Source organism: Superficieibacter electus (assembly GCF_002915575.1).
Classification (GTDB): domain Bacteria; phylum Pseudomonadota; class Gammaproteobacteria; order Enterobacterales; family Enterobacteriaceae; genus Superficieibacter; species Superficieibacter electus.
In genome coordinates this window covers 24,284-45,193 of the sequence record NZ_PQGD01000030.1, presented here as the reverse complement: position 1 = coordinate 45,193, position 20,910 = coordinate 24,284, and the positions used below count along the sequence as shown (strand labels likewise).

Genomic DNA, 20,910 nt, shown 5'->3' with positions numbered 1-20,910 from the left:
CTGGTTCAGTATGATGACACTAAGGATTTCGAATGACGCAACCCATCTCAGGTATGCCCGCTCGCCCTCCGGGTGATGGCCCTGCCACATCTTCAGCGGTCGGTGAACAGCCGCTTTCCAGCCAGCAGCGTACCGTTCTGGAGCGTCTTATTACGCGACTGGTGGCGCTGACTCGCCAACAAAGCGCTGAAGTCTGGGCCGGGGTAAAGCACGATCTCGGCGTAAAAAATGAGATGCCGTTGCTATCACGTCATTTTCCTGCCGCAGAGCAAAACCTGACTCAGCGTCTGGATGCAGCCCAGCAGAGTTACAGCAACCGTCAGACGCTGGCGCAGCTTACCGAGCTCTTGAATCTCGGTAATAACCGTCAGGCGGTGAGTGATTTTATCCGCCAGCAGTATGGTCAGACAGCGCTCAGTCAACTGACGCCTGAACAGCTTAAGGGCGTGCTGACGCTGCTGCAAAATAATGAGCTGTCAATTCCGCAGCCACAGCAACGTCCGGCGACCGATCGTCCGCTGCTTCCGGCTGAGCACAATACGCTTAACCAACTGGTGACAAAACTTGCCGCCGCGACCGGTGAATCCGGCAAGCTGATCTGGCAATCAATGCTGGAGCTTTCGGGCGTGAAAAGCGGGGAGCTAATTCCGGCAAAACAGTTTACGCATCTGGTGACCTGGTTACAGGCGCGTCAGACGCTGAGTAGCCAACCCGCCCCGACCCTCCATACGTTACAGTCAGCACTGAAGCAGCCGCTGGAGCCGCAGGAGTGGGATTGGCTTGTGGATTACGCGCGCCAGAACTGGCAGGTTAATCCACACGCGATACTGACCACGGCGCAGGTGCAGGATTTACTGAATCAGGTATTTTTAGGCCGGGCAGAGCGTCCGCAGAATGCCCAGGACATTCGCGATGCTCAGCCGATCCACCGTCCTTTTGCCGCGTTGTATGACAACATTAAAATGATGTCGGCGCGTCCTGGCGTGATGCTCATTGCGCTGATAATTGCCTTTATGGTGCTGTATCTGGTGCTTTAAACCGTTGCCCCTGAGCCAGCGCTCAGGGGCATTATCGTTACGCGGATTGTTGCGTCGCATTCACCTTGTTCGCGGCAATCACAAACGGCAGATAAATAAGCGTTGCTGAGACCAGACACAATAGTCCTACCAGTAACGCCATCCAGTTCCCTCCAGTGCCAAAAAAGGCAATCAACGGTCCTGGCGTGGTCCAGGGGACGGCGTAGGCAATTGGCGGAATAATGCCGGTGCTAATGAAAACATAGCCTATTAACGAGCTGACCATTGGCACCAGGATAAACGGGATAATAAAGATCGGGTTCAGCACTATCGGCAGTCCGAACATCACCGGTTCGTTGATATTAAATAACCCTGGTACAAATGACATCTTAGCCAGATCGCGATAATCAGAACGACGTGACGCAATAAAAATAGCGATGAGCAAGCCGAGGGTCATTCCGGAGCCGCCGTAATTGGCGAACGCATCATTGATGCCACCCCAGGTAATCGGATAAGGCGCGCCCCACGTATCGCCATGCTGTGCTGCCCACGACAGGTTTTCCAGGTTTGCTTCAGAAAAAATGGATTCACGGATCGCCGCAATAGTATTCGGTCCGTGAATACCAAGGAACCACAACAGGTTCGAGACCACGCCCAGAATCAGCACGGCGAAAATGTTGGTGCCCATATTTTTCAGCGGAGCCTGAATGAGTTTGTAGATCAAATCATTCAGCCCCTCCGGCGAAAGCATCAGCAAAAGATAATTGAGAATGGAAAAAAGCATCATCACCACAATGATAGGGATCAGCACTTTAAAAGAACGTGCGACCGCAGGTGGCACGGCATCCGGCATGGTGATGGTAATTTTCGGGTTCTTCGCTAACCGGCAAAATAACTCGCTGGACAGCAGCGCCACAATCACCGCGACGAACAGTCCCTGCGGACCAAGGTATTTGGTGGTCATATATGCCTGGCCACCGATGTCCTGATAAGGCGTATAGACGACGAAAAAAGCCCCAATGGCGGTCAGACCGCAGAGCAGATCATCTTCGTGAAAGCTTTTTGCCATATTACGACCGACCAGAAAAGCGATCAGGATCGACATAATATTCACCGAACCATTCATCACTGGTGAGAAAATAGCCTGGGCTTCTTCAAGATGAGGAAATATGGCATTGAGGTGCAGCAATGTGGCGACAAAACCATCCGGAGATAATATTGCAAAGTTAATTAATACAATGATGGAGCTGGCCATCACAATCGGGAACGATAGAATAAACGCATCCCGTATCGCCGAGACATGACGCTGCGAATTGAGTTTTATCGCCACCGGGACAAGTACTTTCTCCATCCCTCGTTCAAATGAGTTCATTAACGACATAGCGACTCCTTTTTATGTCATCTTACTGCTTCCAGAAAACTTTACTTTATTTATGCTAAATGTTTTCTTTTGCTACCCCGATCACATTAAAGTAGCAATATAAAGGTTCAACTTAAGCCATAAAAAGGAACCACTTTTGTTATCTTGTTGAACTTTCAGATCTAACCTGCTGTTTTAAAAAAATTACTGAGGTCCATAAGTGATTTACAAAAATGTTGCAAATATTCTGAAAAATAAAATAAATCATCACACTTATAACACCGGCGATGCTTTACCTTGCGAAAAAACACTGGCAACCGATCTTAACGTTTCCCGCAATACTTTACGCAAGGCGCTCAAACTGTTAGCACAGGAGGGAATTATTGAGCGGGTACATGGCTCTGGAACATATATAAAAGAAAAGAATTTCATTGCCCATATGGATCATATGAATAGTTTTAGCGAAATAGCGCATAAAGCGGGGAAAATCGCCAGCAGCCAGATATTAAAATTTGAAATGCAGCCCGCCTCAGTGCTGGTCGCCGGTGGACTGAATATTGCGGTGGCGGAACCGGTTTATTATATCAAACGCCTGCGTCTGATTGATAATATCGTTATGCAGGTCGAAGAAACCTGGATGTCCGTAAACCGCTTCCCTGCCCTGACTATTGCACATATGAAAAGCTCGAAATTTTCTTTTATTGAAAAAGAATGTGGCGTTACCATCACCGGAACGTTCGAGACGTTTTCGCCAACCCTTCCTACCCCTGAACTGGCAGAAATACTGCGGATCAGTACCAAAGATCCTATCTTACAGATCCAGACGCAGGCGATTGATATTAATCAGCAGCCCGTTGATTATTCAATCCTCTACTCAAACAGCTTTGAGTTCCAGGTGAAATACTTTTTCCCGCGTTGAGAGGAGGCAGATCCCGCGGCCCACAGGATCTGCCTCTCCGTCATTATGGTTGCTGATTAAATGTCGCATCCAGCTGGTCACTAAACCAGCGACCATTAAGCATCTGGCTAATCACCGTTTTCTTATCGCTGGCCGGGAGAGTGCCATCTTCTTTTATCGCCGAAATGACATCGTCCTGGTTATAGTCTTTATTGCTCATATAGAGGATCGCCCGCTGCCGGTTAGCATCCATCATCAGCAGTGACTGGCCTTTTTTGACGTTGTCAGGCGACCACGGTAACCATTCTACGCCTGTTTTGCTAACGGGCTTCCCATGCAATAAAAAACTACCAATGTAGTCATTAAATTTAACCGTCAAATCCTGCGCACCCGGCAGCGCAATGGCTTTCTGAATGAAATCCCTGTTCAGGACCGTGGTTAATGCTCTATGGCATTATTGCCATGGCTGCATTAGGTTTGGGTAGCGGGCAGATTAAAAATCCAGAAGCTGCGTTGCTGGAGATGATCTCGTATAGCGGGTGCGGCGTAATGTTGGGGATTGTCACCACCTTTATTCTGGCCGCGTCATTAGGTACGCTGGATTCAACACTCATCTCTCTGTCAGGTATATTATCAAATGATATTGTGATGAATATCAAGAACATCGCTAATGGTAAAGCCTGCATTGGAGGAAAAGAAAGCACCGATGAAGGGATCAAAAATACCGCAAATAATGGCGGTGCTGAAGTCAAATTGACATGTTGTTTTATCCTGTTATTGGGGGTATCAGCCTATTTTTTAAGCCTGAAGACATTACCGCTATTGGTCATCATGATTAACTATGCCAGCAGTGGAATTTTACAAGTCTTGCCTGCGGCGATTGGCGGATTGTACTGGAAAAAATCGACCCCGATCGCTGCTATATCATCAATGATCGTTGGCGTCGCAACGTTTTTAACCCTGGATTGGGTTAAGGTCAACCTTTACCAGAATAGTGAAAGTTTTATGCACGGCTATTTTCTCGGGCTACCCGCGCTGCTGGCTTCTCTTTTCGTTTTCATTCTGGTTTCTTTATTAACCTGGCGCAGCTATTATGCTGCCGACGTAAGCCGACGGCTGGTTATTGACGGGCTTTTTAAATAAATTACGCGGCAGAAGGTTGCCGGAAAGATAAGATCGTGACGATGATCCCTACAAGGGCAGACACTGCCCCGGCGAGGAAAACGGATGAATACCCGCAGGATGTCGCCAGCATGCCTGCCAGCGGCCCGGTCAATCCCATTGCTATGTCCTGAAAAGCAGCATAACCGCCAAGCGCGGTACCACGCACCTGTGGCGGTACGCGTTTTACAACCTCAACGCCCAGCGCCGGGAAGATAAGAGAACAGCCAGCGCCCGTTAGTGCCGCGCCCGCCATCGCCACCCACGCATCAGGAGCCAGCCATAAAATAATCAGCCCACTGGTTTCCACCAGCAGTGAGAAAATTGCCACCCGGACGCCGCCAAAGCGGTCGGGCATCCAGCCAAACAAAATGCGCACCAGTACAAATGCGCCACCAAAGGCGGTCAGCGTAAAGCCCGCCATCGACCAGTTATTGCTGACAAAATAGAGTGAAATAAAGGTACTAATTACGGCAAATCCGACGCCCTGCAACGCCAGTCCCAACCCCGGTTTCCAGATCAGACCAATGACACTCCACAATGTCGGGCGCTCTCCCCCATGCGCAGGCACCTTACGTACCGTGCCGTTGCAGGCCCAGGCCAGCACCGGCAGGAGCATGGTAACTATCGCCAGCACGGCGAAACCATAGCGATCGTGAATGAAGAGTCCCAGCGGTGCGCCAGCAGCCAGTGCGCCAAAAATAGCCATCCCGTTCCAGGACATCACTTTCCCTGAACGTGCAGGTCCCACCAGCCCCATGCCCCAGGTCAGCGTGCCGGTCAGCAGCTGGCTTTCACCAAAGCCAAGGATCAGACGGCCAATGAGGAGCAGGCCAAATTTCACTATGGGAGCGACTGGCAACAACGCCGCCAGCAGCCATGCTCCGCCTGCGATGGCGCACGCGAGCATCCCCTGCATTACCGAACGTTTTGCACCATATTGATCGGCAAGACGTCCGGCATAACCACGGGTTAAAACGGTAGCCAGGAATTGAATGCCCACCGCAAGCCCCACCATGGTATTGCCAAAACCCAGTTCCTGATGCACAAACAGCGGAATGACCGGTAACGGGATACCGACCGTCATGTAGGTGAGAAAGACGGCAAAAGCGATGCGAAACAGTGAGGCATTCCCTGAACCGGGAAGTGTTGTGTGTGTTACAGATGACATGCATTACTCCATAATGCGAAGTAAGGCGGGAAAGACCACGCCCCCTTCACCCAATGTACAGGATTAAGGTGCGTTGGATAACGTTAAACGCTTACGCATTATCGCCGGGATAATGTTGGGACGGAATTTTGCCTGTCTGAACAGCAGATTGTCAACTGTCAGTGTTTTGCTTCCCTGCATATCGATGTCCATAACCGATTTATCATCGCACCTGTTTTTATACTCAAATATCAGTCATTGCTTTGGTTCACTTCTCACATCTTCTCATCCCGCGATATTTCAGCATCTTTTGTCAAAAGGCCTGTTCAGTGCGCACGCTTAATAAATACCAAAGGTGACATTTAACAGGGATTTTTATGGTCTGGAATAAATACGCTGCCGCAGATTATGCAAAAGCACATGCTAATGCACACTCAACAGGCAGGTGTGCGGAATACACCCGAAAGGCGATTAATGCCGGAGGCGTTGATATCGGTCGAACCCTGCATGCAAAAGATTACGGCCCTCTTCTGCAAGCGGCAGGATTTAATGGTATTGAAGCTGATGACCTGCCAGTTATTGGTGATGTGGTGATTTTGCAGCCTTATGCAGGTGGAAACCACAGCGGACACATGGCAATTTTTGATGGGCAATACTGGTATTCAGATTTCAAACAGCGTGATATGTGGGGCGGACCAGGCTACAGAGCCGCGCGCCCGGCCTACAAAATATACAGGAAAGAGGTCGTGTTTCAGAGGGCGCTGGCTTTTGAGTGTACGCTGATGTAATTCAGCGTGACCAGGTAAGAGAATGAAATCTGTCGCTTCTGGCTGGCACATTAGCTGAAGCGGAAACCTTCATTTTCTTCCTTCCCCTGCCTTCGCTCAGGAAAAATGGAACATCACAAAACTGGCCCAGCTGTTGTTTATGATATGGAGCACCATCGGCACAATCAGGCCACGGTTGTTGATCCTGACAGTACACAGAATGGCTGAAAATATAAAAAGATAGATAAACGTACTTATGGCTGCATACTGAATGTGGGTGAGCGCGAACAACCCGGACGTGGCAATAATACCTGCCGTTTTGGCATAACGCCCCCAGCCGATGCTGCTATTCAGTACAAATCCGCGAAAAATAATTTCTTCATAAACAGGCGCAAATACGCTTATTGCCAGAATCACTGGCCATTTCACAGAAGCAGTTTGCTGCGGCAGTTCACTAAGCCAGGTTTCGGGCTGAGCAAAATAACCGTGAATAAAGGTTAACACCACTAATGCTAATGCAGGCAGCCAGAACCCCTGCGCAGAAAAACGGCCCAGCGTAAGAAAGGGATAACGGCGGGCATATAATGACCACGCCGCCACAGCAAAGGGTACCAGGATGAAAATGGGGACAAATGCCATTGCCAGTCCTGAGCGATAAAGCGCGGCATAACCTGGTATCATTGCCACCAGATAAAAGCACGAATACCAACCAAGAAAGACACCCAGGCATATCACGCTATGAATAACACGGTCAGCAGAATTGTTCATCATCCGTCACTTTCCCTGTAAATCTGTGGAGCCTGAAATGCAAAAAAACTGGCTATCAACTATAGCCAGTTTTGTTCCGTTGCAAAAACTGTTGGGCTTACGCTTTCAGCTTGCGCATAACCAGGGTGGCGTTAGTGCCACCAAAACCGAAGCTGTTGGACATAACGGTCGTCAGTTCACGCTCGGTCGGCGCGGTCACGATATTCAGACCAGCCGCCTGCTCGTCCAGCTCGTCGATGTTAATGCTCGGCGCGATGAATCCATGCTCCAGCATCAGCAGGGAGTAAATGGCTTCCTGCACGCCTGCTGCACCCAGGGAGTGACCCGTCATGGCTTTAGTAGCGGAAATCGCCGGAGAATGATCGCCGAACACTTCACGAATGGCCGCCAGTTCTTTGACGTCGCCTACCGGCGTAGACGTACCGTGGGAGTTCAGGTAGTCAATCGGGGTATCAACGCCGTGCATCGCCATTTTCATGCAGCGCACTGCGCCTTCGCCTGACGGTGCAACCATGTCCGCACCGTCTGAGGTTGCGCCATAGCCAACGATTTCCCCATAAATATGCGCGCCACGTGCCAGCGCATGTTCGAGTTCTTCGACCACCACCATGCCACCGCCGCCAGCGATAACAAAACCATCGCGGTGGGTATCATAGGTACGGGAGGCTTTTTCCGGGGTATCGTTGTACCTGGTGGACAGCGCGCCCATCGCGTCAAACTCGCAGGACATTTCCCAGCACAGCTCTTCGCCGCCGCCAGCAAACACGATGTCCTGTTTGCCCAACTGGATTTGCTCTACCGCATTACCAATACAATGCGCAGAGGTAGCGCAAGCGGAGCTGATAGAGTAGTTCACACCGTGAATTTTGAACGGCGTGGCAAGACAAGCGGAAACGCCAGAGGCCATCGCTTTAGTCACAACATAAGGCCCTACAGCTTTCAGACCACGCGGACCGCGCATGGCGTCTGCACCGAAGACCTGAAAACGCGGGGAGCCGCCGCCGGAGCCGGCAATCAGACCGACACGCGGGTTATTCTGATAAACGTCTTCAGAGAGGCCAGCATCAGCAACCGCCTGCTCCATAGAAAGGTATGCATAGATGGAAGCATCGCTCATAAAACGAACGACTTTACGATCGATAAGGCCAGTGGTATCCAGTTTTACGTTGCCCCAGACGTGGCTACGCATGCCAGAATCCTTCAGCTCCTGAGAGAAAGTGATCCCTGAACGTCCTTCACGCAGAGATGCCAGGACTTCCTGCTGGTTATTACCGATGCTGGAAACGATGCCCAGGCCAGTAATCACTGCACGTTTCATTCAATACCTCTGTAAGTGCACTATTTAAAGATTCGAGTCGCACAATAGCGTACACTTGTACGCCGAACAAGTCCGATCAGCCAAATTATGTTGAAATTTGCTCCGGCCCGCACACATCGCTAAGATCACGCTACTACCTGTCAGACGAGTAACTTACGTGAAACATAACGCCATACAACCTGCCAACCTTGAATTCAACAATGAGGGTACACCTGTTTCTCGAGATTTTGACGACGTCTACTTCTCAAACGACAACGGGCTGGAGGAGACGCGTTATGTTTTTCTTAACGGCAACCAGTTACCGGACCGTTTCATTACCCATTCCCGTCCGCAGATAGTCGTTGCGGAAAGTGGTTTCGGCACGGGCCTCAATTTTCTCACGCTCTGGCAGGCGTTTGACGCCTTTCGCGCCGCTCATCCCGACGCGATGCTACAACGGCTCCATTTCATCAGTTTCGAAAAATTCCCGCTACGAGCGGAAGACCTGCGGCTTGCGCATCAGCATTGGTTAGAACTGGCCGACCGGGCGCAGCAGCTACAGGAGCAGTGGCCGCTGCCGTTTGCCGGATGTCACCGGTTGCTGCTGGATGAAGGTCGCGTGACGCTCGATCTGTGGTTCGGGGATATCAATGAGCTTACCGGTAAGCTGGATGTTTCCCTCCAGCACAGTATTGATGTCTGGTTTCTGGATGGTTTTTCCCCGGCAAAAAATCCTGATATGTGGACGCCGGAACTGTTTGCCGCCATGGCGCGGCTTGCCCGTCCGGGCGGCACGCTGGCGACTTTTACTTCAGCGGGTTTCGTCCGTCGGGGGTTGCAGGATGCTGGCTTCACCATGAGCAAGCGTAAAGGGTTTGGTCGCAAGCGCGAAATGCTGACCGGGGTAATGGAGAAGCCGGAAGCCACCGCATCAACAACGCCGTGGTATACCCGAACAGGAACAACGGCGCGCGAAGCGGCAGTGATCGGCGGCGGTATCGCCAGCGCGCTGCTGGCGCTGGCCCTGCTGCGTCGTGGCTGGCAGGTGACGCTTTACTGCGAGGATGCGAGTCCGGCTCAGGGAGCGTCCGGTAACCGTCAGGGAGCACTTTATCCATTGCTCAGCGCTCACGACCCCGCGCTGGCGCGTTTCTTCCCGGCGGCATTTACCTTTGCGCGTCGCCTTTACGATGCCCTGCCCGTTGCGTTCGGTCATGACTGGTGTGGCGTCACGCAGGCGGGCTGGGATGCCAAAAGCCAGCAGAAGATTGCGCGGCTGCTGGAAATGGACCTGCCACGGGACATCGCGGTGGGCGTAGATGCACAGGAAATGGCGGAGAGTCTTGGGCTTGCGACGCACTGTGAGGGCGTGCAGTATCCACTCGGCGGCTGGTTATGCCCGGCACAGCTTACGGCGGCGGCGCTGTCACTGGCGATCGATCGCGGCCTGCGTACGGTCTGGCAAAAGCCGCTGGCGTCACTGGAAAAAAACGAGGGTGAATGGCACCTGGCTTTTGTCGATGGCGATGTGATAGCGCATAAGGTCGTGGTTCTGGCAAACGGCCACAACATCACCCAATTCACCCAGACTGCGCCGCTTCCGCTTTATGCCGTCGGTGGACAGGTCAGTCATATCCCGACCACGCCAGCGCTTTCCCGACTGCGCCAGGTACTGTGTTATGACGGCTATCTGACCCCACAGAACCCGCATAATCAGCAGCACTGCATCGGGGCCAGCTATCATCGCGGGCAGAGTGAGATCCAGTACACCGAAGAGGATCAGCAGCATAACCGTCAGCGGCTGATTGACTGCTTCCCCAACGCTGCGTGGACGAAGGAAGTGGATGTGAGCGGCGGTTCGGCCCGCTGCGGCGTGCGCTGTGCCACCCGTGATCATCTGCCGTTGATCGGTAACGTACCGGACTATGAAGCTACGCTTGCCGCCTACGCCGGGCTGACGCAGAGCAGTGATAATGCGGTCAGCGCGCCAGTTTATGAGAACTTGTTTATGCTCGGTGCGCTCGGGTCACGTGGTTTATGCAGCGCCCCGCTGGCGGCGGAAATTCTGGCCTCACAGATGAGTGAGGAGCCTGTGCCCCTGGATGCAGAAACCCTGGCCGCGCTAAACCCCAACCGGTTCTGGGTACGCAAATTACTGAAAGGGAAAAAGGTAAAAACGACGACGGTATAGCGGAAACTCTGCCCGGCGGCGCTGCGCTTGCGCGGGCCTACAATTGCAAAATAACCTGTTGATATTTAAAACTTTGTAGACCGGGTAAGGCACAGCCGCCACCCTGCATCAGCGCAGTGCAGATGTTGAACCTGCGCCATTTTGCCCGGCGGCGCTGCGCTTGCGCGGGCCTACAATTGCAAAACAAACTGTTGATATTTAAAACTTTGTAGACCGGGTAAGGCACAGCCGCCACCCGGCACTTTGGCTACAGCGGCAGAGATTATTTAAACTTCGCCTGCTGATACAGGTTATCCCACATGCCCAGCACCAGAGACTGATCGCGTGGAGAAAGTTCGCCCGCGTGAATAGCCGTTTGCAGACTGTTGGTCACCTGAGCGTAGACAGCTTCCGGGGAATGGTCATCACCGCTTTCCAGATCTGCCACTGCCAGCGTCAGATGCCCACGCAGATAACCGCTGGCAAATAACTCGTCATCACTGGCGTGTTCAACCATATCATCAATAAGTGCCAGGATACGTGATTCAAACTCCGCGATCATCTTCTTTCCTCTTGTCTTAATGTGGCTACAGGTCTTCAGGCCACGGGAACTGTTCTGCCGTCAGCGACGGCGTATGATAATAATGTTGTAATGCGTTGATAAAACGTGCCGGCCGCTCCGGTATTCCCTGATTCAGATACTCCATCACCTGCGCATGTACACGACGCTGAAAAACAATCCGATCCGGCTCAAAATCGCCCTCCAGATTGTCGCAACTGACGTTAAAAGGGTAACCCGCCGCGACGCAAAACAGCCAGTCAAAGGCCTGCGGTTTTACCTCAACATCTTCGAACTGACTCTGGGTGGTCGCATCGCGGCCGTCCGGGCAGTACCAGTAACCAAAATCCACCCGCTCACGACGCGCTTTCCCGGCGATGCACCAGTGCGAAATCTCGTGCAAGGCGCTGGCATAGTAGCCGTGAGCGAAAACGATGCGATGGTAAGGCACACTGTCGTCAGCAGGAAGATAGATCGGTTCGTCGTCGCCTTTAATCAGACGGGTATTAAAATCATCAGCAAAACAGCCGTTAAAAATCTCAATGAGCTGTTCGTAATTATGTGTACTGTTCATTAGTTCATCCCCAACCAGTGGAGGATCTCCTGTCCGTGGCTGTCATAAAGTAATTTGGCACTCATTACCGCAGAGACGATAACGATCATCGGGCGAATCAACGTTTGTCCTTTACTGAGCACCAGCCTGGAACCCATCCTGGCCCCGATAAATTGTCCGATCAGCATGACAAAGCCCGTTGCCCAGATGACTTTGCCGCCGAGAATAAAAAGCAGCAGGCCGCCGACGTTGGAGGTGGCATTGAGCACTTTAGCGTGCGCCGTGGATTTAGCGAGGTTATAGCCGCAGAGCGTAACAAAGGCCAGGGCGTAAAAAGAACCTGCGCCAGGGCCAAAAAAACCATCGTAAAAACCCACGCAGCCGCCTGCCACCAGCGCAAATGGAAAACCATATAATCGACGCTGACGATCGTCTTCGCCCAGTTTCGGCATCAATAAGAAGTAGAGACCAATGCAGATCACCAGAACAGGCAGGATCTGGCGCAGCAGGTCAGATTTGACAAACTGCACCAGCAGCGCACCGCTGGTCGACCCAATGAATGTCATCAGGATATTCATTTTCTGATCGCCCAGATTCACCACTTTACGGCGAATAAAATAGAGCGAAGCAGAGAGCGAGCCGCCGCAGGCCTGAAGTTTATTGGTCGCCAGCGCCTGTGCTGGCGACATTCCCGCTGCCAGCAGCGCAGGTACGGTGAGCAACCCACCGCCCCCGGCCAGTGAATCAATAAATCCGGCCAGCAAAGCCACAAAAAACATAACCGCCAGCATCAGCGGCGACATCATAAACAGTTGGCTAAACGTATCCATTTACAGTACATGCTCATCCAGTAGCGCCTGACAGGAAGGATGCAGCGGAGGCGGCGTCTTCTTCGCAGGAGGGGTTGTTCCAGGTTTCGCTGGCTCAAACCAGCTTTGCAGTTCAGCACCACAGCCGTCGCCCGGCGGCGGCGGGTCCTGATCCTGACATTCGAGACTGTCGGCCGGGCAACGTAGCCTGACGTGCATATGCGCGCGATGCTGGAACCACGGACGAACCTTATTCAGCCAGTCGCGATCGGTTCCGGCATCCAGACACAGCTGCTGCTTGATGGCCGGATTGACGAAAATACGCGTGACTTCTGTATCCTGTGCCGCCAGCTTGATCAGGTTACTGATTTCCGGCTGCCACAGCGATGACACCACATGTTTACCATCACGGGAGACGAGATCCAGCGCCTGCGGCTTGAGAAGCTGCGCCGCCGTCCAGCGCGTTTTCGGCAGTTGCAGGAAGATATCAACATCCAGCCCGGACTGGTGGCTGGCGTGACCACCGTTAAAGCGCCCGCCTGCCGGCATGCCCATATCACCAATCAGCACCGTTCCCATGCCCAGATTATGTACCCGGCTGGTCAGACGCTGAATAAACAGCAACAAATCCGGATGACCGAAATAACGACGCTGATCGGTGCGCATCACCTGATAGTCATTTGACTCAAGCGGCAACCCCCGCGCGCCAACAATACAGCCGTTGGCAAACGCGCCTATCGACTGCGGACTACCGGGGATCGGTTGGGTAATTTTCTGCCACGGCGTTGCCGCCTGGACTGAGACGCTGGCGACCAGCGCCAGCAGGATAAGAAGCGCTTTTTTCATAGTTACCAGCGTGGAAGCGTTGTCGTGACATCAGAGTTTTGCGCACGCTGACGCATAAGATGATCCATCAGGACGATCGCCAGCATGGCTTCAGCAATAGGCACCGCGCGAATACCAACACAGGGATCGTGGCGACCTTTAGTGATCATCTCCACTTCCTCACCACTCCGGTTCAGGGTACGCCCCGGCACGGTAATACTGGAGGTGGGTTTTAGCGCCATGTTAGCGATAATCTGCTGCCCGCTGCTGATCCCGCCAAGAATGCCACCGGCGTGGTTACTTTGAAAACCTGCCTGGGTGATCTCGTCGCGGTTCTGGCTGCCGCGCAGGGCGACTACCTCAAAACCGTCACCAATTTCTACCCCTTTTACCGCATTAATACTCATCAGCGCGTGAGCGATGTCAGCATCCAGCCGATCAAACACCGGTTCACCCAGTCCCGGCGGCACGCCATCAGCGACCACCGTGACTTTGGCACCAATCGAATCGCCCTCTTTCTTGAGCGCGCGCATCAGTTCGTCCAGCGCCTCGATTTTATCAGCATCGGCACAAAAGAACGGGTTTTGCTCGACCAGAGCCCAGTCTTTAATCGCCAGCGGGATGTCGCCCATTTGGGTCAGACAACCGCGAATGATGATGCCAAATTTCTGCGCCAGATATTTTTTGGCAATGGCACCGGCCGCCACACGCATAGCGGTTTCCCGCGCTGAAGAGCGTCCGCCGCCGCGATAATCGCGCAGGCCGTATTTTTGCTCATAGGTATAGTCGGCATGGCCCGGACGAAACAGATCTTTAATCGCACCGTAGTCCTGCGAGCGCTGATCGGTATTTTCAATTAGCAGGCCGATGCTGGTCCCGGTAGTTACGCCTTCAAAGACGCCGGACAAAATTTTGACCTGATCCGGTTCACGACGCTGGGTGGTATAGCGTGAGGTACCCGGACGGCGGCGGTCCAGATCGTGTTGCAGATCGGCTTCGGTTAGCGGTATACCCGGCGGCACGCCATCCACGATGCAGCCAAGCGCCAGACCGTGAGATTCACCGAAGGTGGTTACGCGAAAAAGTTGTCCAATACTGTTTCCTGCCATCACGGCTCCGTTATCGTTGTAGTGTTGTTGAGCGCCAGATTAGTCTTTATAGATGCTGAAATAGTCGCGAGCCGCCACCAGCTGCGCTTTGGTCAGCATAAAGACGCCGTCACCGCCGTTGTCAAACTCCAGCCAGGTGAACGGTACATCCGGGTATTGTTCCATCAGATGTACCATGCTGTTACCGACTTCACAAATCAGAATGCCGTCATCGGCGAGATAGTCCGGCGCACAGGCGAGGATGCGACGCGTCAGTTTCAGGCCGTCGCTGCCGGAGGCAAGACCCAGCTCGGGTTCATGGCGATACTCATTCGGCAGGTCGGACATATCTTCCGCGTCAACATACGGCGGGTTCGTGACGATCAAATCATACTGGACCTTCGGCAGGTCGCGGAACAGATCCGAGCGGATCGGCGTCACCTGATGGATCAAGCCATGCTCTTCAATATTGTGCTCGGCCACCGCCAGCGCTTCCGGAGAAATATCCACCGCATCCACTTCCGCCTCCGGGAAGGCATAAGCACAGGCCACGGCGATACAGCTACTGCCGGTACACATATCCAGAATGTGCTGCGGCGCGTGATTGATCAACCCGGCGAAACGGCTGTTAATCAGTTCGCCGATCGGCGAGCGCGGCACCAGTACCCGCTCATCAACGTAAAACTCGTGCCCACAGAACCAGGCTTTGTTGGTGAGATAGGCGACCGGAATACGCTCGTTGACCCGGCGGATCACCCGCTCGACGATGCGGTGTTTTTCACTGGAGGTCAGACGGGCGCTGCGCATATCTTCCGGGATATCCAGCGGTAGCCAGAGTGTCGGTAGCACCAGTTGCACGGCTTCATCCCACGGGTTGTCAGTACCATGACCGTACCAGATATTCGCCGCGCTGAAGCGGCTCACCGACCAGCGCAGCATGTCCTGAATGGTTTGCAGCTCGTTTACCGCTTCATCAACAAAAATTTTATCCATCGTGTTCTCCAGGGCATGCTCGCATTAAATTCGGCGGCTAGTTTGCCACGAAGACAGCGATAAATCAGCATTCACGCGTTCCCGACACGGGGAAAAAATGCGTTTTCGCTGACCAGAACGCTGTGGAGTCAGGTAAACTGGCAAAAAGTATTAATGAGACTGACAAATGAAAAAGAAAGAATCGCTGAGCGGGGAGGATAAAGCGCTATTCCGTCAGCTAATGACCGGCACGCGCCAGATTAAGCAGGACACCATTGTTCATCGGCCTGTGCGTAAGAAAATCACAGAGGTTCCCGTCAAACGTCTGATTCAGGAGCAGGCGGATGCCAGCCACTTTTTTTCTGATGAATTTCAGCCGCTGCTCAATACCAACGGGCCGGTTAAATACGTGCGTGAAGATGTCAGCCACTTCGAGCTGAAAAAGTTAAGGCGTGGCGATTATTCACCAGAACTGTTTTTGGATCTGCATGGCTTAACCCAGCTGCAGGCGAAGCAAGAACTGGGCGCGTTGATTGCCGCCTGCCGCCGCGAACATGTGTTTTGCGCCTGCGTAATGCACGGCCACGGTAAACATATTCTTAAACAGCAAACACCGCTGTGGCTGGCTCAGCATCCGCATGTGATGGCCTTTCATCAGGCGTCGAAAGAGTACGGCGGGGATGCCGCGCTGCTGGTACTGATTGAAGTGGAAGAGTGGCAGCCGCCAGAGCTGCCATAGGATATGGCGGGGGGATTAACGCCTCCCGCCGTCAATCAAATTGCTTTTTGCATTTTGAGATTGCAGGGGTTCATCTGCCAGTTAAAGGTGCCTTTGCCATCAGCATCCAGCGTAACGCTGGCGATTGCCGAGGTTGAAAACATCGGTGGCGTTTCTCCCGGGCATAGCTCGGCGACCAGATAACCGACCAGTGGCAGGTGGGAAACAACCAGTACCGACGTGATACCTTCATCAGCAAGCACCCGAAGGTAATCGCCGACCTGATGGACATCACCGCCCGGAGTGAGTTCAGGCAGAACTTCGACCTTCTCCGGCAGGTACATACATTCCCCTACCATATCCAACGTTTGTTCAGCGCGAAGATACGGGCTGACCAGAACGCGACCAATATCTGCTTTTTGACCTTTCAGCCAGGTCGCCATCAGACGGGATTCATCACAACCACAGTGGGTTAATGGACGAGCCGAGTCGCTGGCAGCCTCGAGAGCTGCGTCGCCATGACGCATGATAAAAACTTGCATATTGCACCGCTTTTGTTAACCAGAAGCACCGAAGTTAATCCGCAGAGGACATCATATTCATGCAGAAAACCGGGTGGCCGGGCATTGTGCCTTATCCGTTTGCTCAATGAAACGCTGTTTTTTACCTCAATGGCATAAGTATAGTCAATCAGTGTTTACAAAATAACCTGATGACCCTTCCAGCGCTGTCACTCTATTATTTGACCTTCAACATGCAGGTCAGTTTCTTTACGGGACCAAAAGGTTTGCTGTTGCAACGCCATCGTTAATAAAGCCTCACAAGGCGCAAACCGTGGACCATACTGTGCGGCCAGACGTTGTAATGTCGCCACAACGTTATCAGCACCGAGCATATCCATGTAGCGGAACGGCCCACCTAAAAAAGGCGGGAAGCCGATACCAAAAACTGCACCGATATCGCCGTCACGCGCACTGCGGATAATACCCTCCGCGTAGCAACGCGCTGCCTCATTTAGCATCATCATGACGCATCTTTCACTCATTTGTGGCGCTGAGAGTGCGCCATTCTGCCCGCCAGTTCCGATCAGCGCATAAATTGCTGAATCGGGCTGTTTTTTGCTTTTACGCCCTTTTGTTCCGTAAAGATAGAAACCGCGACCATTTTTTCTGCCTTTGCGATCGTCGTTCAAAATTGCGCTAATAATGTTTGCGGGCGGGCTAAAACGTTCTCCGTATGCTGCCTCTAGCACCGGAATAATTTTCGTCCCGGTGTCAATGCCAACTTCATCAAGTAATTGCACCGGTCCAACCGGAAAGCCAAATTTTACCAGCGCCCGATCGACCTGTTCGATTTTTGCCCCTTCCGTCAGCAGGCGCATAGCCTCATTGATATAGGGGGCCAGAATGCGGTTGACATAGAAACCGGCTTTATCTGCCACCACAATAGGCGTTTTGCCCTGCTTTTTCGCCAGCGTTACCGTCGTTGCAATGGTCTGCGGTGAAGTGGTTGCATGTGGGATCACCTCCACCAGCGGCATTTTTTCGACCGGACTGAAAAAGTGCAGACCAATCACCTGCTGCGGCCGGGCCGCCCCGGCCGCGATGTCGCCAATGGGCAGCGAGGAGGTATTTGACGCAAAAATGGTGTGCGGCGCGCAGTGCGCCTCGACTTCCGCCACCATTTGCTGTTTAAGGTTCAGATCCTCAAAGACCGCCTCGATAATCACATCGCGATGGGAAAACCCACGGTAATCGGTGGTACCTGAAATCAGCGCCATCTGGCTGTTGCGTTCCGCTGGCTTCAGATGCCGACGACGCACTTTCTTATCCAGCAACTCCCAACTGTATTTCAGGGCGTGATTAATTCCCTGTGGCTTAATGTCTTTGATTCGCACCGGCAGCTTTCCTTTACTGGCGGTGACATACGCGATACCGCCCCCCATCAGGCCGCCACCGAGTACGCCAACGGAACGCAGCGGACCCGCCTCTGTTGGCGCACCCGGATCTTTTTTGACTTCGGTGCTGGCAAAGAAAACGGCACGTAGCGCGGCGGATTCTGGCGTCATCGCCAGTTCACCGAAAGCACGCGCTTCTGCGTCATATCCGCTACTACTGCCCTGGCTTAATCCCGTTTCAATGACCTGTAAAATACGATCGGTTGCCGGATAGTTGCCCTGAGTTTTATCGGCGGTCTTTTTACCCACCACCCGAAACAGCACGTTACGTCCCAACGGCCCGGCAAGAATACGTTCGCGCACCGGCAGGCGGCGACTCGGGCGGCCTTTTTTGGCCAGTTCGACGGCGGCCTCCAGTAATATGGAGACAGGGACGACTTCATCAACCAGTCCTGCTTTCAATGCCTGTCGTGCCCGAAGCTGTTTTCCGGTCAGGATCATCTCCAGGGCGGTACTCACGCCAATTAACCTTGGCAGACGTTGCGTACCACCGGACCCCGGGAGCAGACCAAGCTGCATTTCCGGTAAACCAAGCACCGTTTTCGGGTCGTCAGTACATACCCGGGCATGACAGGCCAGCGCCAGTTCCAGACCGCCGCCCAGACAGGCACCGTTGATGGCAGCGACCACCGGGATGGGTAGCGCATGGATATCCGCCATAATTTGCTGCCCCTGGCGTGCCAGCGTTTCCGCCTCCTGCGCTGTTTTGCAGCGGCCAATCATGTTGATATCGGCTCCGGCGATAAAATTATCGTTTTTCCCGGAAATAAATACCACGCCGGAAATGGCTTTGTTGTCGCGGATTTGCTTGAGAATAGCCCGCACCTGATGGCCAAATTCCGCCTTCAGGGTATTCATTTTTTCACCGGGGACGTCGATAGTAATAACGGCAATATTGTCTGCCCGCACGCTCAGGGTAAAAGCGGATGTCGTTTCCATTATTCGGCCTCCAGAACCATTGCCGCACCAAGACCGCCCGCCGCACAGGCGGTCACTAAACCAAATCCGCCGCCGCGTCGGCGAAGTTCATGTAGCGTCTGGGTTATCATTCTCGCGCCCGTGGCGGCGAAAGGATGGCCATAGGCAATTGACCCACCCAACACGTTAAATTTGCTATCGTCAACTTCACCGGTCGCCTGAGTTCGTCCCAGAACCTCGCGGGCAAAGCGGTCGCTGGCAAGCATTTTCAGGTTGGTTAAGGTCTGAGACGCAAAAGCTTCATGCATATCAAACAGGGTTAAATCCCCGAGCGTTAAGCCCGCGCGATCCAGCGCCAGCGGCGTGGCCCACGCAGGACCAAGTAGCATATCCTGCCAGACATCAATCGCCGTGAACGCATAACTGCGCAGATAGCCGAGCGGCACCAGCCCTAACTCACGAGCGCGGGATTCCGTCATCAGGATCACCGCCGCTGCGCCGTCAGTAAGGGGGGTACTGTTTGCTGCTGTTACTGTGCCGTGCTTGCGATCGAACGCCGGACGCAGTTTGGCATAGTCCGCCAGCGCGGAATTCGTGCGCACGTTATTATCACGTTCCACAGGTTCGCGGTAAGGGGGGGCATACGCCGTCATCACTTCGTCTGCCAGTTTCCCCTCTTCCCATGCGCGGGCGGCAAGCTGGTGGGAACGGTGCGCCAGTGCGTCCTGTTCTTCGCGGGTGATGCCCCAGGTTTTAGCCATCTGTTCTGCCGTATCGCCCATTCGCAGTCCGGTAGAATACTCCGCCACCGCCGGGGGTACCGGCAGTAAGTCGCGTAATCGCAGGCGGGAAAACAGCGACAGCCGCTGGCTTAAGGTGCGCGCTTTATTGGCGTCCACCAGCGTACGCGCCAGTTTTTTACTGACGCCAATCGGTAAAACAGAAGACGAATCTGCGCCGCCTGCGATCCCGGCGCGAATAGTGCCCGCCATCAGGCTCTCCGCCACATTTGCTACCGCCTGAAAGCTGGTGGCACAAGCGCGGCTGACGCTATACGCATCCGTATGCACACTCATTCCGGTACCGAGTACAATTTCACGGGCAATGTTGGGCGCTTCCGGCATTTGTACAACCTGGCCGAAAACCAGTTGCTCGATGACGTCCGGCGGAATTTCGCTGCGAGCCAGCATCTCACCCACCACCATTTTTCCCAGATCGATAGCCGGAACACCGTGAAAGGCGGTCGCCTGACGAACAAAGGGAGTTCGCAACCCGGAAACAATGGCAATGCGATCGCCCTGACGGGTGATAAGCGGTAGTGCCTGACTCATAACGCTCCCCTGTTAACAAAAATAAATTAAGTGGTCTGACCTGAACATAGTCTTAACCATTTTTTTACATTTAGCCAAGAGGAGGTGAAGAAAAGTGGGAGCTAAAACACACGGTCAAAAAAGAAAACGCCTCCACATTGGGAGGCGCGGATGGAAGGCTTAACGCAAGCCAAGCTGGAAAATCAGGGTTTCCGCTTCGCAGGCAAACTGGAAGTCGATATCCAGTTTTACGCCATCGGCAACGTCGGTAAACGTTGAGGTGATCTGGCACGGTTCAGATTCCACGCCACGGGCTTTTGCGCTTAACGCGGCCAGCGTCTCTTCAGCGTCAGTGCGGTTAGCAAATACGCGGCTATAAGAGGCTGTGCAGTCGGAGTTGTCCATAATGGTACCCACATCCATACAGCAGCAAACCGGGGTTTCATCAGCACTACATTTACTCATTGAAGATTTCCTCTGTCTATGCACCTCAGGTGCTGAACACTATTGTGTCTATTTTACGCGCTACCGCAGAGGGTCTCCAGTCGTTAATTTCCTGTGAGCGGATTAGTGATAAAAATCACATTTAAAAATGATCTAAAACAAAAATCACG

Annotated in this window: 21 protein-coding genes; 6 read left to right on the top strand and 15 right to left on the bottom strand. The window is 53.2% G+C overall.

From position 1 onward, the window contains the following. The first annotated feature begins 32 nt into the window (after window positions 1–32). On the top strand, window positions 33–1,037 hold the full coding sequence (gene flk, locus CHU32_RS25140) for a flagella biosynthesis regulator Flk (RefSeq protein WP_103674417.1): 1,005 nt from the start codon (window positions 33–35) through the stop codon (window positions 1,035–1,037). A 37-nt stretch (window positions 1,038–1,074) separates the two neighbouring features. On the opposite strand, the gene CHU32_RS25135 is transcribed toward flk, so the two are convergent. After that, on the bottom strand, window positions 1,075–2,397 hold the full coding sequence (locus tag CHU32_RS25135) for a PTS sugar transporter subunit IIC (RefSeq protein WP_103674418.1): 1,323 nt from the start codon (window positions 2,395–2,397) through the stop codon (window positions 1,075–1,077). Window positions 2,398–2,596: 199 nt separating this feature from the next. On the opposite strand from CHU32_RS25135, the gene CHU32_RS25130 reads away from it, so the two are divergent. Continuing rightward, window positions 2,597–3,295 (top strand): GntR family transcriptional regulator, encoded by a 699-nt coding sequence (locus CHU32_RS25130; protein WP_103674419.1) that lies wholly within the window; start codon window positions 2,597–2,599, stop codon window positions 3,293–3,295. Between the two features lie 43 nt (window positions 3,296–3,338). On the opposite strand, the gene CHU32_RS25125 is transcribed toward CHU32_RS25130, so the two are convergent. Continuing rightward, window positions 3,339–3,653: a hypothetical protein gene (locus CHU32_RS25125; protein ID WP_103674420.1), complete on the bottom strand. Its 315-nt coding sequence runs from the start codon at window positions 3,651–3,653 to the stop codon at window positions 3,339–3,341. A gap of 62 nt (window positions 3,654–3,715) precedes the next feature. Between CHU32_RS25125 and CHU32_RS25120 the strand changes: the two genes are divergently transcribed. Next, on the top strand, window positions 3,716–4,417 hold the full coding sequence (locus CHU32_RS25120) for an SLC5/6 family protein (protein WP_103674421.1): 702 nt from the start codon (window positions 3,716–3,718) through the stop codon (window positions 4,415–4,417). 1 nt (window position 4,418) lies between these two features. On the opposite strand, the gene CHU32_RS25115 is transcribed toward CHU32_RS25120, so the two are convergent. Beyond that, entirely contained in the window at window positions 4,419–5,606 is a 1,188-nt protein-coding gene (locus tag CHU32_RS25115; protein WP_103674422.1) for an MFS transporter, read from the bottom strand. A gap of 356 nt (window positions 5,607–5,962) precedes the next feature. Between CHU32_RS25115 and CHU32_RS25110 the strand changes: the two genes are divergently transcribed. Further along, complete coding sequence (locus CHU32_RS25110; protein WP_103674423.1) at window positions 5,963–6,373, top strand: hypothetical protein; 411 nt, start codon at window positions 5,963–5,965, stop codon at window positions 6,371–6,373. Between the two features lie 96 nt (window positions 6,374–6,469). Here the strand turns inward: CHU32_RS25110 and CHU32_RS25105 are convergent, their stop codons facing one another. Next, window positions 6,470–7,123, bottom strand: coding sequence for a CPBP family intramembrane glutamic endopeptidase (locus tag CHU32_RS25105; RefSeq protein WP_103674424.1), 654 nt, complete (start codon window positions 7,121–7,123; stop codon window positions 6,470–6,472). Between the two features lie 94 nt (window positions 7,124–7,217). Beyond that, entirely contained in the window at window positions 7,218–8,438 is a 1,221-nt protein-coding gene (fabB, locus tag CHU32_RS25100; RefSeq protein WP_103674425.1) for a beta-ketoacyl-ACP synthase I, read from the bottom strand. Window positions 8,439–8,595: 157 nt separating this feature from the next. On the opposite strand from fabB, the gene mnmC reads away from it, so the two are divergent. Further along, window positions 8,596–10,608, top strand: coding sequence for a bifunctional tRNA (5-methylaminomethyl-2-thiouridine)(34)-methyltransferase MnmC2/FAD-dependent 5-carboxymethylaminomethyl-2-thiouridine(34) oxidoreductase MnmC1 (gene mnmC / locus CHU32_RS25095; RefSeq protein ID WP_176691608.1), 2,013 nt, complete (start codon window positions 8,596–8,598; stop codon window positions 10,606–10,608). A gap of 262 nt (window positions 10,609–10,870) precedes the next feature. On the opposite strand, the gene CHU32_RS25090 is transcribed toward mnmC, so the two are convergent. Genes CHU32_RS25090 through prmB form a run of 6 tightly spaced genes read right to left on the bottom strand, consistent with a single transcriptional unit; the run spans window position 10,871 to window position 15,414 of the window. Further along, window positions 10,871–11,149, bottom strand: coding sequence for a YfcL family protein (locus CHU32_RS25090; protein ID WP_103674427.1), 279 nt, complete (start codon window positions 11,147–11,149; stop codon window positions 10,871–10,873). 25 nt (window positions 11,150–11,174) lie between these two features. Next, window positions 11,175–11,720: an elongation factor P hydroxylase gene (locus CHU32_RS25085; RefSeq protein WP_103674428.1), complete on the bottom strand. Its 546-nt coding sequence runs from the start codon at window positions 11,718–11,720 to the stop codon at window positions 11,175–11,177. Continuing rightward, complete coding sequence (locus CHU32_RS25080; RefSeq protein ID WP_103674429.1) at window positions 11,720–12,529, bottom strand: sulfite exporter TauE/SafE family protein; 810 nt, start codon at window positions 12,527–12,529, stop codon at window positions 11,720–11,722. The genes CHU32_RS25085 and CHU32_RS25080 overlap by 1 nt, the downstream gene beginning before the upstream one ends. Then, a complete protein-coding gene (gene mepA, locus CHU32_RS25075) occupies window positions 12,530–13,354 on the bottom strand; it encodes a penicillin-insensitive murein endopeptidase (protein WP_103674430.1) in 825 nt (274 codons plus the stop codon). It abuts the gene before it with no gap. A 2-nt stretch (window positions 13,355–13,356) separates the two neighbouring features. Continuing rightward, entirely contained in the window at window positions 13,357–14,442 is a 1,086-nt protein-coding gene (gene aroC / locus CHU32_RS25070) for a chorismate synthase (RefSeq protein WP_103674431.1), read from the bottom strand. A gap of 39 nt (window positions 14,443–14,481) precedes the next feature. Further along, window positions 14,482–15,414, bottom strand: coding sequence for a 50S ribosomal protein L3 N(5)-glutamine methyltransferase (prmB, locus tag CHU32_RS25065; RefSeq protein ID WP_103674432.1), 933 nt, complete (start codon window positions 15,412–15,414; stop codon window positions 14,482–14,484). Window positions 15,415–15,580: 166 nt separating this feature from the next. On the opposite strand from prmB, the gene smrB reads away from it, so the two are divergent. Then, window positions 15,581–16,132 (top strand): endonuclease SmrB, encoded by a 552-nt coding sequence (gene smrB, locus CHU32_RS25060; RefSeq protein ID WP_103674433.1) that lies wholly within the window; start codon window positions 15,581–15,583, stop codon window positions 16,130–16,132. Window positions 16,133–16,167: 35 nt separating this feature from the next. On the opposite strand, the gene sixA is transcribed toward smrB, so the two are convergent. The 4 genes from sixA to CHU32_RS25040 form a co-directional block, all read right to left on the bottom strand. After that, window positions 16,168–16,653, bottom strand: a complete 486-nt coding sequence (gene sixA, locus CHU32_RS25055; protein ID WP_103674434.1) for a phosphohistidine phosphatase SixA — start codon at window positions 16,651–16,653, stop codon at window positions 16,168–16,170. Window positions 16,654–16,841: 188 nt separating this feature from the next. Further along, a complete protein-coding gene (fadJ, locus tag CHU32_RS25050) occupies window positions 16,842–19,007 on the bottom strand; it encodes a fatty acid oxidation complex subunit alpha FadJ (protein ID WP_103674435.1) in 2,166 nt (721 codons plus the stop codon). Beyond that, window positions 19,007–20,317 carry an acetyl-CoA C-acyltransferase FadI gene (fadI, locus tag CHU32_RS25045; protein WP_103674436.1) on the bottom strand — a complete coding sequence of 437 codons (1,311 nt, stop codon included), beginning with the start codon at window positions 20,315–20,317 and terminating at the stop codon, window positions 19,007–19,009. Before fadI ends, fadJ begins: the two co-directional genes overlap by 1 nt. Window positions 20,318–20,476: 159 nt before the next feature. Beyond that, window positions 20,477–20,761, bottom strand: coding sequence for a YfcZ/YiiS family protein (locus tag CHU32_RS25040; protein WP_103674437.1), 285 nt, complete (start codon window positions 20,759–20,761; stop codon window positions 20,477–20,479). Window positions 20,762–20,910: the final 149 nt, after the last annotated feature.

Coding starts and splice junctions, on each gene's coding strand:
- fadJ (WP_103674435.1), bottom strand. CDS start 19,007: ATGGAAACGACATCCGCTTTTACCCTGAGCGTGCGGGCAGACAATATT.
- aroC (WP_103674431.1), bottom strand. CDS start 14,442: ATGGCAGGAAACAGTATTGGACAACTTTTTCGCGTAACCACCTTCGGT.
- CHU32_RS25135 (WP_103674418.1), bottom strand. CDS start 2,397: ATGTCGTTAATGAACTCATTTGAACGAGGGATGGAGAAAGTACTTGTC.
- CHU32_RS25120 (WP_103674421.1), top strand. CDS start 3,716: ATGCTCTATGGCATTATTGCCATGGCTGCATTAGGTTTGGGTAGCGGG.
- CHU32_RS25105 (WP_103674424.1), bottom strand. CDS start 7,123: ATGATGAACAATTCTGCTGACCGTGTTATTCATAGCGTGATATGCCTG.
- fabB (WP_103674425.1), bottom strand. CDS start 8,438: ATGAAACGTGCAGTGATTACTGGCCTGGGCATCGTTTCCAGCATCGGT.
- CHU32_RS25110 (WP_103674423.1), top strand. CDS start 5,963: ATGGTCTGGAATAAATACGCTGCCGCAGATTATGCAAAAGCACATGCT.
- CHU32_RS25115 (WP_103674422.1), bottom strand. CDS start 5,606: ATGTCATCTGTAACACACACAACACTTCCCGGTTCAGGGAATGCCTCA.
- CHU32_RS25080 (WP_103674429.1), bottom strand. CDS start 12,529: ATGGATACGTTTAGCCAACTGTTTATGATGTCGCCGCTGATGCTGGCG.
- CHU32_RS25090 (WP_103674427.1), bottom strand. CDS start 11,149: ATGATCGCGGAGTTTGAATCACGTATCCTGGCACTTATTGATGATATG.
- mepA (WP_103674430.1), bottom strand. CDS start 13,354: ATGAAAAAAGCGCTTCTTATCCTGCTGGCGCTGGTCGCCAGCGTCTCA.
- flk (WP_103674417.1), top strand. CDS start 33: ATGACGCAACCCATCTCAGGTATGCCCGCTCGCCCTCCGGGTGATGGC.
- sixA (WP_103674434.1), bottom strand. CDS start 16,653: ATGCAAGTTTTTATCATGCGTCATGGCGACGCAGCTCTCGAGGCTGCC.
- smrB (WP_103674433.1), top strand. CDS start 15,581: ATGAAAAAGAAAGAATCGCTGAGCGGGGAGGATAAAGCGCTATTCCGT.
- CHU32_RS25085 (WP_103674428.1), bottom strand. CDS start 11,720: ATGAACAGTACACATAATTACGAACAGCTCATTGAGATTTTTAACGGC.
- CHU32_RS25040 (WP_103674437.1), bottom strand. CDS start 20,761: ATGAGTAAATGTAGTGCTGATGAAACCCCGGTTTGCTGCTGTATGGAT.
- prmB (WP_103674432.1), bottom strand. CDS start 15,414: ATGGATAAAATTTTTGTTGATGAAGCGGTAAACGAGCTGCAAACCATT.
- fadI (WP_103674436.1), bottom strand. CDS start 20,317: ATGAGTCAGGCACTACCGCTTATCACCCGTCAGGGCGATCGCATTGCC.